This window comes from Mesorhizobium sp. M7A.F.Ca.US.014.04.1.1, assembly GCF_003998745.1.
In the GTDB taxonomy this organism is placed as follows: Bacteria; Pseudomonadota; Alphaproteobacteria; order Rhizobiales; family Rhizobiaceae; genus Mesorhizobium; species Mesorhizobium ciceri.
The window spans coordinates 1-9,086 of record NZ_RZRW01000216.1; the positions used below are offsets into that span (position 1 = coordinate 1).

7 protein-coding genes and 1 pseudogene are annotated in these 9,086 nt (G+C 62.3%); 5 read left to right on the top strand and 3 right to left on the bottom strand.

What is annotated here, in order from left to right; all coding sequences use genetic code 11:
* Both EOA22_RS16075 and parC read right to left on the bottom strand, forming a co-directional pair.
* On the bottom strand, positions 1 to 1,023 hold a 1,023-nt coding region (locus EOA22_RS16075), incomplete at its 3' end, for an AI-2E family transporter (protein ID WP_164755490.1).
* A gap of 272 nt (positions 1,024 to 1,295) precedes the next feature.
* Positions 1,296 to 3,548: a DNA topoisomerase IV subunit A gene (parC, locus tag EOA22_RS16080; RefSeq protein ID WP_063167754.1), complete on the bottom strand. Its 2,253-nt coding sequence runs from the start codon at positions 3,546 to 3,548 to the stop codon at positions 1,296 to 1,298.
* Between parC and EOA22_RS16085 the strand changes: the two genes are divergently transcribed.
* Both EOA22_RS16085 and EOA22_RS16090 read left to right on the top strand, forming a co-directional pair.
* Positions 3,504 to 3,773: a hypothetical protein gene (locus EOA22_RS16085; RefSeq protein ID WP_127423385.1), complete on the top strand. Its 270-nt coding sequence runs from the start codon at positions 3,504 to 3,506 to the stop codon at positions 3,771 to 3,773. The genes parC and EOA22_RS16085 overlap by 45 nt on opposite strands.
* A 103-nt stretch (positions 3,774 to 3,876) precedes the next feature.
* Positions 3,877 to 5,067: a hypothetical protein gene (locus tag EOA22_RS16090; RefSeq protein WP_063167753.1), complete on the top strand. Its 1,191-nt coding sequence runs from the start codon at positions 3,877 to 3,879 to the stop codon at positions 5,065 to 5,067.
* 116 nt (positions 5,068 to 5,183) lie between these two features.
* Here the strand turns inward: EOA22_RS16090 and aspS are convergent, their stop codons facing one another.
* The gene (gene aspS / locus EOA22_RS16095) at positions 5,184 to 6,974 is read right to left on the bottom strand and encodes an aspartate--tRNA ligase (RefSeq protein ID WP_063170205.1); all 1,791 of its coding nucleotides are present in this window, start codon (positions 6,972 to 6,974) and stop codon (positions 5,184 to 5,186) included.
* Positions 6,975 to 7,168: 194 nt separating this feature from the next.
* On the opposite strand from aspS, the gene EOA22_RS16100 reads away from it, so the two are divergent.
* From EOA22_RS16100 to EOA22_RS38870, 3 genes and pseudogenes are all read left to right on the top strand, one after another.
* Positions 7,169 to 7,537 carry a hypothetical protein gene (locus tag EOA22_RS16100; RefSeq protein ID WP_024504702.1) on the top strand — a complete coding sequence of 123 codons (369 nt, stop codon included), beginning with the start codon at positions 7,169 to 7,171 and terminating at the stop codon, positions 7,535 to 7,537.
* 75 nt (positions 7,538 to 7,612) lie between these two features.
* Positions 7,613 to 8,857: an MFS transporter gene (locus tag EOA22_RS16105; protein WP_063167752.1), complete on the top strand. Its 1,245-nt coding sequence runs from the start codon at positions 7,613 to 7,615 to the stop codon at positions 8,855 to 8,857.
* A gap of 75 nt (positions 8,858 to 8,932) precedes the next feature.
* Positions 8,933 to 9,086 (top strand): annotated as a pseudogene (locus EOA22_RS38870) (ribonuclease D); the annotation flags it as partial.

The following is a 9,086-nucleotide window of genomic DNA, read 5'->3' on the forward strand; positions in this document are numbered from 1 at the left end:
GACGCCGCCGATCAGGCCGAAAAAGGTCGGCAGGAAGGGCAGTTTTATCGGCCCGCCGACGAGCTTCGGACGCAGTGTCTTGTCGACGATGAACAGCTCGACCGCACCCCAGAGGAACAGTGCCAGCCCGGCCATCGGCGAGCCGCTGGCGGCGAGGTAGATCGAGACCAGCGTCAAGGACAGCGGTGCGCCGCCGGGGATCAGCGCCATGACGCCGGTCAGGGCGCCAAGCGTGACCGGCGACGGCACGCCGGCCAGCCAGTAGGCGATGCCCAGCACCAGCCCTTCGCCGATGGCGATAACGGTCATGCCGGTCACGGTCGAGGAGATCGTCGCCGGCACGACGCGCGAAATCCGCTCCCATCTGGTCGGCAGGAGGCGCTCGCCGAGACGGTCGACCTGGCCCGCAAAGTGCTCGCCGTCGCGATAGGCGAAGAACAGCGCGATCATCATGAACAGCAGCGTCAACAGCAGGCCGAAAGCACTGCCGCCTGCGGCCAGCACGCCGCGATAGATGCTGCCGATATTAGCGCCGCTGACCAGCTGGATCAGCTCACCAATGCCGCCGGGATGGCCGAAATTGGTGGTCCACTGTTCGTTCAGCCACTCGCCCACGACAGGCATGGTGGCGATCCAGTGTGGCGTCACCGCGCCGTGGCGGTTGGTCTCGATCGCCCAGGCGACCCATTCGCGGACCTCGTTGATCGCATAGGTGCCGGCGAGCGCGATCGGGATCACCAGGAAGGCGAGGATGAACAGGATGGCGAAGGTCGCGGCGATGGTGCGGTTGCCGCCGACCGCGACAAGCAGGCGGCGGTAGAGCGGCCAGCTGGCGAAAGCGATGACGAGCGCCGCCAGCACCGGAAACAGGAAGCCGTGGAAGAAATAGACGCCGGCGGCAACGATCAGCACCAGCAGCCAGCGTGCCGCCGACAGCGGCGGGATGACGGCTGCCCTGAGCGGCGTCGACAGGCCGAAGAGGCGCTGCTGCCGTTCCGGTTTCTGGATTCTTGCTTCCTTCAAACGCCTGGCTCTCCCAAACACCCCTCCTGTCTATGCACTGATATAGTGCAGCAATCGTGACGATAGTCCAAATGAGATGGTGAAGCTGCCAATCTCCCCCCTCGTGGGGGAGGCCCGGCAGGACAGAGGGGGGTGTGAAGGATCGCGGCCTTGGATTTGGACCGTGAGCCGCAAACCAATCGAGTATCTGTGAACTCGACCGTCGGCGGGACAGCGCCCCCCTCTCCCTGCCGGGCATCTCCCCCACGAGGGGGGATCGGCAGCTTCACTCGCTACCCAAATTTCCCCGTCCTCGGGAATCCCTTCGGCACCATGCGTCCGGCCGAGGCACGGGCGCCGATCCATTCAGCCAGTTCCTCGCGCGACCTTGTGAAGGTGCGGTCGGCTGAATCCTGCCAGGAGAGGCCGCTCTCCAGCGTGAACGGCTTGAGATCGAGAAGGCCGCCATCCTTGTATTTCTGCAGGCGCACGCCCTTGCCGCGGCCCATCTCCGGAATCTCTGCGAGCGCGAACACCAGCATTTTGCGATTCTCGCCGACGATGGCGAGATGGTCGCCGGTGACCGGGATGCAGCGCTTGGCTTCGTCCGGCGCCTTGACGTTCATCACCTGCTTGCCCTTGCGGGTGTTGGCAACGACTTCCTCCTCCGGCACGATAAAACCGTTGGCGTCGTGCGAGGCCAGCAGCAGCTTGCGCTTCGGATCGTGAACGAAGGCGGTGACGATGTCCTGGTCATTGTCCATATCGACGATGATGCGGATCGGCTCGCCATGGCCGCGCCCGCCAGGCAGCCGGTCGGCGCCGATGGTGTAGAACTTGCCCCCGGTGGCGAAGACCAGCACCTTGTCAGTGGTCTGCGCATGGAAGGCGAGCTTGAGGCTGTCGCCCTCTTTGAAGGTCAGCGTCGAGAGATCGGCCAGATGCCCCTTCATCGCCCGCAGCCAGCCCTTTTCCGAGACGACGACGGTGACCGGCTCGCGCTCGATCATGGCATGGGCGATGTCGGTCAGATCATGCTCGGGCGCGTCGGCGAACTGGGTGCGGCGCTTGCCGAGCTCGGTCTCCGGACCGAACTTGTCGCGGATGTTGGTGACTTCCCACTTGATCGTCGCCCACTGCTTCTCGTTTGAAGCAAGCAGTGCCTCGATCTGCTTTTTCTCCGCGCTCAGGCCGTCGAATTCCTTGCGGATCTCGAATTCTTCAAGCTTGCGCAGAGCGCGCAGCCGCATGTTGAGGATGGCTTCGGCCTGGGTGTCGGTGAGCGACCAGCGGGCCATCATGACCTGCTTTGGCTCATCCTCCTCGCGGATGATCCTGATCACCTCGTCGATGTTGAGGTAGGCGATCAGGTAGCCGGCAAGTATCTCCAACCGTCTTTCGATTTCGCCGAGGCGATGTTTCGAGCGGCGGACCAAAACCTCGCGGCGGTGCTCGAGCCACTCCTGCAGCACGCCCTTCAGCGACAGCACGTTGGGCACCTTGCCGCGCGACAGCACATTCATGTTGAGCGGGAAGCGGCTTTCGAGCTCGGTCAGCTTGAACAGCGATTCCATCAGGATGCCGGGGTCGACCGAACGGCTCTTCGGCACCAGCACGACGCGGACGTCCTCGGCGCTTTCGTCCCTGATGTCCTCGAGCAGCGGCAGCTTGCGCGCCATCAGCAGCTCGGCGATCTTCTCGATCAGCCGCGCCTTCTGCACGCCGTACGGGATTTCGGTGACAACGATGCTCCAGGTGCCCCTGCCCTGGTCCTCCTGGAACCACTTCGAGCGCACGCGAAAGCCACCGCGACCGGTTTCGTAGGCTTCGAGGATCGAGGCGCGGCTGTCGACGATGATGCCGCCGGTCGGGAAATCCGGCCCCTGGACAAAGTCCATCAGCTTCGCCACCGGCGCGTCCCGGTTTTCGATCAGGTGAAGTGCGGCATCGCAAAGCTCGGCGGCGTTGTGGGGCGGGATCGATGTCGCCATGCCCACCGCGATGCCGGACGAGCCGTTGGCCAAAAGGTTGGGAAAGGCGCCGGGCAAAACCACCGGCTCCTCGTCTTCTTCATTGTAGGTCGGCCGATAATCGACGGCATCCTCGGTGATGCCGGACAAAAGTTCGGTCGCCACATCGGTCATGCGCGCTTCGGTGTAGCGCATGGCGGCGGCGTTATCACCGTCGATGTTACCGAAATTGCCCTGCCCGTCGACCAGGGGATAACGCATCGAGAAATCCTGCGCCAACCGCACCAGCGCGTCATAGATCGACTGGTCGCCATGCGGGTGGAACTTGCCCATCACCTCGCCGACGATGCGGGCGCATTTGGCAAAGCCCTGATCGGGGTTGAGCCGCAGCAGGCGCATGGCGTGCATGATGCGGCGATGGACCGGCTTCAGTCCGTCGCGCACATCGGGCAGCGCCCGGTGCATGATGGTCGACAGCGCATAGGCCAGATAGCGCTCTTCCAGCGCCTTCTTCAGATCGACCGGCTCGATGTGATCGCCACCGCCATTTTCAGGCGGCAAAAGCCTTTTTCCCATGGGCTCGGACTAGCCGAGCGGGTGATTCGCGGCAAGAGCCCGACGGAGATACCGGCCTTTCTGCAACATGAAACCATACCCCAGCGGATGTCGGCCAACATCAGCCTGTTACATGCGGGCTCTATCGCCAAGCGCGACGATATCCGGCTATCGGCTCTTCATGACAAATTCACCGGTTTGCGCAAAGACGGTGGGATCGGGTTTGCCTTTCACCGCGATTTTTGACCAATGTGCCGGGACACGCCTTTTTCCGGTCCAGTTCGTCACGGAATGGTGATGGCGCAAATAATTGAAAAAACAATTTCAGGACACTCTCAGGGACCTTGCGATGACAATCAAACGCTCAATTCTCAAGAAACTGGCTTTTTCGACCTTCTTGCTCACGCTGCCGCTGAATGCGGCCCTCGCACAGGATACGGCAGTGGCCGACCGGCTGAAGGCAGCGCTTGTCGCACAAGGTGTCGACATCACCTGGACCGGGGTGACCGGCGACAACACCAGCATGGTGCTGCAGGGCGTTGCCATCAAACCGGCGGCGGAGAAGGAAGCGCTTCCCATCGGCGACGTCAAACTCGAAGGCGTGACCGAGGCAAATGGCGGCTATGACATCGCCACCGTATCAACGGCTGCCTTCACACACAGCAAGGACGGCGTCACCCTCGACCTCAGCCCCTTCGTCATCCACGACATGACAGTTCCGGCCGACGGTTCCACCGGCCCGCTGGGCTCGCTGATGATGTACAAGTCCGCCGAACTCTCGAACATGACCGTCAAGGTCGCCGACAAGACCGCCTTCTCGATGGACGGGCTTGCCATCGAGATCACGCCGCCGGCGGACGGCAAGGCGATGGAATTCACCGCCACCACGGAAAAATTCAATGCCGACCTGACGCTGGTGGACGATCCCAAGTCCAAGGAAGTCATCAACGCGCTCGGCTACCAGAACATCGCGGGCAATCTCGAAATGGCCGGCACCTGGCAGCCCACGGACGGCAAGATGGAACTGTCGAAATACGACATCTCGGTCGAGAATGCCGGCACGCTCGGCATGACCTTCAATCTCGGCGGCTACACGCTGGACTTCATCAAGTCGCTGCAGGAAATGCAGAAGAAGATGGCGGCACAGCCGGAAGGCGCCGACAATTCGGCGCAAGGCATGGCCATGCTCGGCCTGTTGCAGCAGCTTTCGTTCAACAGCGCCTCGATCCGCTTCGACGACGATTCGCTGACCAACAAGGTTCTGGACTATGTCGGCAAGCAGCAAGGCATGTCCGGCAAGGACATCGCCAACCAGGCCAAGGCGATCGTGCCGTTCGGCATGGCGCAGCTCAACAATCCGGAACTGACTGCGCAGGTTACGGCCGCGGTCAGCAAATTCCTCGACGATCCGAAGAGCCTCGAAATCTCGGCCGAGCCGCCGGCATCCGTGCCGTTCGCGCTGATCATGGCGGGTGCCATGTCCAACCCGCTCGATCTGCCCAAGACGCTCGGTGTCACCGTCAAGGCCAACGAAGACTGATCGAAGCGATCTCGCTATGCGAAAAGCCCGGCAGCGATGCCGGGCTTTTTCTTGGGATTAGCGAATCGAAAGAATCGGTTCGGGCGGTTCTTTAAAGCATCGCCCAAAGCGCGCGATCAGGCGTCCTTCTTGGGCACGGCAACGCGCAGCGCCAGGTCGCGAAGCTGCTGCGGGCTCGCTTCCGAGGGTGCATTCATCAACAGATCATAGGCCTGCTGGTTCATCGGGAACATGGTGATCTCACGCAGGTTCTTGGCGCCGAGCAGCAGCATGACGACGCGGTCGACGCCGGCGGCCATGCCGCCATGCGGCGGTGCGCCATACTGGAAGGCACGATAGAGGCCGCCGAAGCGCTCCTCGACCGTGGCGCGGTCCAGCCCTACCGTCTCGAACGCCTTGACCATGGTTTCGGGCAGATGGTTGCGGATACCGCCTGAGGCGATCTCGAAACCGTTGCAGACCATGTCGTACTGGAACGCCTTGATGCCGAGCAGGTCCTCGCCATTCAGCGCATCGATGCCACCTTGCGGCATCGAGAACGGGTTGTGGGCGAAGTCGATCTTCTTCTCTTCCTCGTTCCACTCGAAGAACGGGAAGTCGACGATCCAGCACAGCTCGAAACGCTCGCGGTCGACAAGGTTCAGCTCCTCGCCGGCACGGGTGCGCGCAGCCCCCGCGAAGGAGACGAACTTCTTCGGGTCGCCGGCAACGAAGAAGGCGGCGTCGCCATCGGCAAGGCCGAGCTGAAGGCGGATCGCCTCGGTGCGCTCCTCGCCGATGTTCTTGGCGAGCGGACCGGCGCCTTCGAGCTTGTCGCCCTCCTTGCGCCAGAAGATATAGCCCAGCCCCGGCTGGCCCTCGCCCTGCGCCCAGGAATTCATGCGGTCGCAGAAGGCGCGGCTGCCGCCGGTCTTGGCGGGAATGCCCCACACTTCGGCCTTCGGGTCGCTGGCCAGGATGTTGGCGAACACCTTGAAGCCGGAATCGCGAAAATGATCGGAGACGGCCTGCATCTCGATCGGGTTGCGCAGGTCCGGCTTGTCGGAGCCGTATTTGCGCATGGCCACATCATAGGGAATGCGCTGGAAATTCTGCGTCACCGGCTTGCCGTTGGCGAAGGTCTCGAAGACCCCGCGCATGACAGGTTCCATGGTCGACAGCACGTCGTCCTGCTCGACGAAGCTCATTTCGAGGTCGAGCTGGTAGAATTCGCCGGGCAGGCGATCGGCACGCGGGTCCTCGTCGCGGAAGCAGGGCGCGATCTGGAAATAGCGGTCGAAGCCCGACACCATGATCAGCTGCTTATACTGCTGCGGCGCCTGCGGCAGCGCATAGAAGGTGCCGGGATGGATGCGCGACGGCACCAGGAAGTCGCGCGCGCCTTCCGGCGACGACGCGGTCAGGATCGGCGTCGAGAATTCGGTGAAGCCGACCTCGCCCATGCGCTTGCGCATTTCGGCGATGATTTTTGTCCGCGCAATGATGTTCTTGTGCAGCGTCTCGCGGCGCAGGTCGAGAAAACGGTATTTCAGCCTGATATCCTCGGGATAGTCAGGCTCGCCGAACACCGGCAGCGGCAATTCCTTGGCCGCCGACAGCACCTCGATCTCGCGGGCGAAGATCTCGATCTCGCCGGTCGGCAGATTGGCGTTGGTGGTCTCGGGCAAGCGCGCCTTGACCTCGCCGTCGACGCGGATGACCCACTCGCCGCGCACGGTCTCGGCGACCTTGAAGGCAGGCGAATCCGGATCGGCGACGATCTGGGTCAGGCCATAATTGTCGCGCAGGTCGATGAAGAGCAGGCCGCCATGATCGCGCACGCGATGCACCCAGCCGGACAGGCGAACGGTCGAGCCGACGTCGCTCTTCCTCAACTGGGCACAGGTATGGCTGCGGTAACGGTGCATTGTCATTGGTAAAGTCCGGGGTGCTGGGTTGCAGGCCAAGCATCAAGCCCGGCCTCAAAATTTGCGCGAAAAGCGCATGGGAGGCCGGATTTGTCAAGGCAAGCGGCTTCGACAGGACATCCGTTGTAAACTTGGGCGGCACAATGGATAGCGATATCCTCTACCGCTACGTTTACGGCAAATGAGATCAGGATATGCAAAACCAGAAGCTCTTTCTGACACCTCAAGAGCGCAGCCGCATCGTCAACCTGCTTGACGCGGCTCGCATAGACGATTGGGCGCGGTTCAAAGCCCTCTCCGATGGTGACTTTCCGAACGACGAATCGATGCGGGAGCAGTTCGACGGATCGCGGCTCATAATCGACTACGATCGTATCGACCCGGAACAGCAATTCGCTGTTGGCGTAGATCCCGACGGTTTCCGGCTCATCACCGGTCAGTTGCCTCCGCGCGACGATCAACGGCAACAGGTGATCATGACGATCTATAGCAAGAACCTAAACGACGGCCCGTTCATAAGCGTTTGGACCTTCCACGAAGAGTTGGACATATCCTCGCTGTAGTTTGCCGGGAATTGCTGCTGGCGTTGGCCAGGGCGATGGTCCAAGAAGGGATCACCGACACGTGATCGCCTCTTCATGTCCTCCATCCGCCCGATGATCCCGCTTCTTCTCGCCGCAGGCATCCTGCTCGGCGGCAATGGGCTGCAGAGCACGCTGATCGCGCTGCGCGGCGCGCAGGAAGGGTTTTCCGCTTCCGACATAGGCCTGATGGGCACCTTCTACTTCGCCGGCTTCCTGCTCGGCTGCCTAGCCATCACCCGCATCATGAAGGCGGTCGGCCATATCAGGGCATTTTCGGCGCTGGCGGCAATCGCCTCAGTCGGCACCTTGCTCCTGGTGCTGGTCATCGATCCGGTGATGTGGTGCGCGGTGCGTCTTGCCGGCGGCTTCTGCTTCGCCGGGCTGTTCACCATCGTCGAAAGCTGGCTGAATTCCGGCGTCAGCAATCACGATCGGGCACGCGTGCTGGCGATCTACCGGATGGTCGACATCGGTTCGGTGACATCAGCCCAGTTCCTGATCCCGATCTTCGGCGCTGGCGGTTTCGCTATCTTCGCCATCATGTCGATGATGATCACGCTGTCGCTGGTGCCGGTGTCGCTCGGCGACCGCTCCAACCCGACACCACCCGAAGAGGTCAAGCTCGACCTGGCGCGCGTCTGGCGGATTTCGCCGCTGGGCTGCTTCGGCTGCATCGCCGTCGGCGTCACCAACAGCGCCTTTCGCACCTTGTCCCCGGTCTATGCCGAGCAGATCGGCATGTCGGTCGCCGATGTCGTGACCTTCGTCAGCGTCGGCATCTTCGGCGGCGCCATCATCCAGTATCCGCTCGGCTACCTCTCCGACCGCTGGGACCGGCGCCGGGTGCTGCTGATGACGACCTGCTGCGCGATGCTTTCGGCGCTGGCGCTGGTGTTCATCGCCGGTAGCAATCCGCTGCTCAACTTCGTCCTCGTCTTCATCTTCGGCTGTTTCGCCATGCCGCTCTATTCGTTGTCGGCGGCCCACTCCAACGATCGCGCCGACACCGGCGAGTTCGTGCTGATCAACGCGGCGCTGATGCTGTTCTATTCCTTCGGCGCGATCGGCGGCCCGTTCGCCGCCTCGACGGCGATGCAATATTTCGGACCGGGCGCCCTGTTTGTATTCAGCGCGGTGGTCTATGCGATCTTCATCGCTGTCATCCTCTACCGCATGCAGGCTCGGTCCGGCGTGCCGGCGGGCAGGCGCGGCCGCTTCATTGCGCTCCTGCGCACTTCGACGGTTTTCGCGCGGCTGGCCAGGAGAAACGGCGATTCCGACGGTCCGGGAACCTCATGATGGCGGTGCCAAAGCTTGACGAAAGCCCCGGCGGCTGAAATCTAGGAAGACCTTACTCCTGCCAAAAGCGATTTGATGCACGTCATCACCACCCAGAAAGAACTCGAGACCGTTCTCGCCGCTTTCGAAAAGTCGGATTTCGTCACTGTCGACACCGAATTCATTCGAGAAACGACGTTTTGGCCGATCCTGTGCCTGATCCAGATGGCCGCTCCCGGCGTGACGGCAC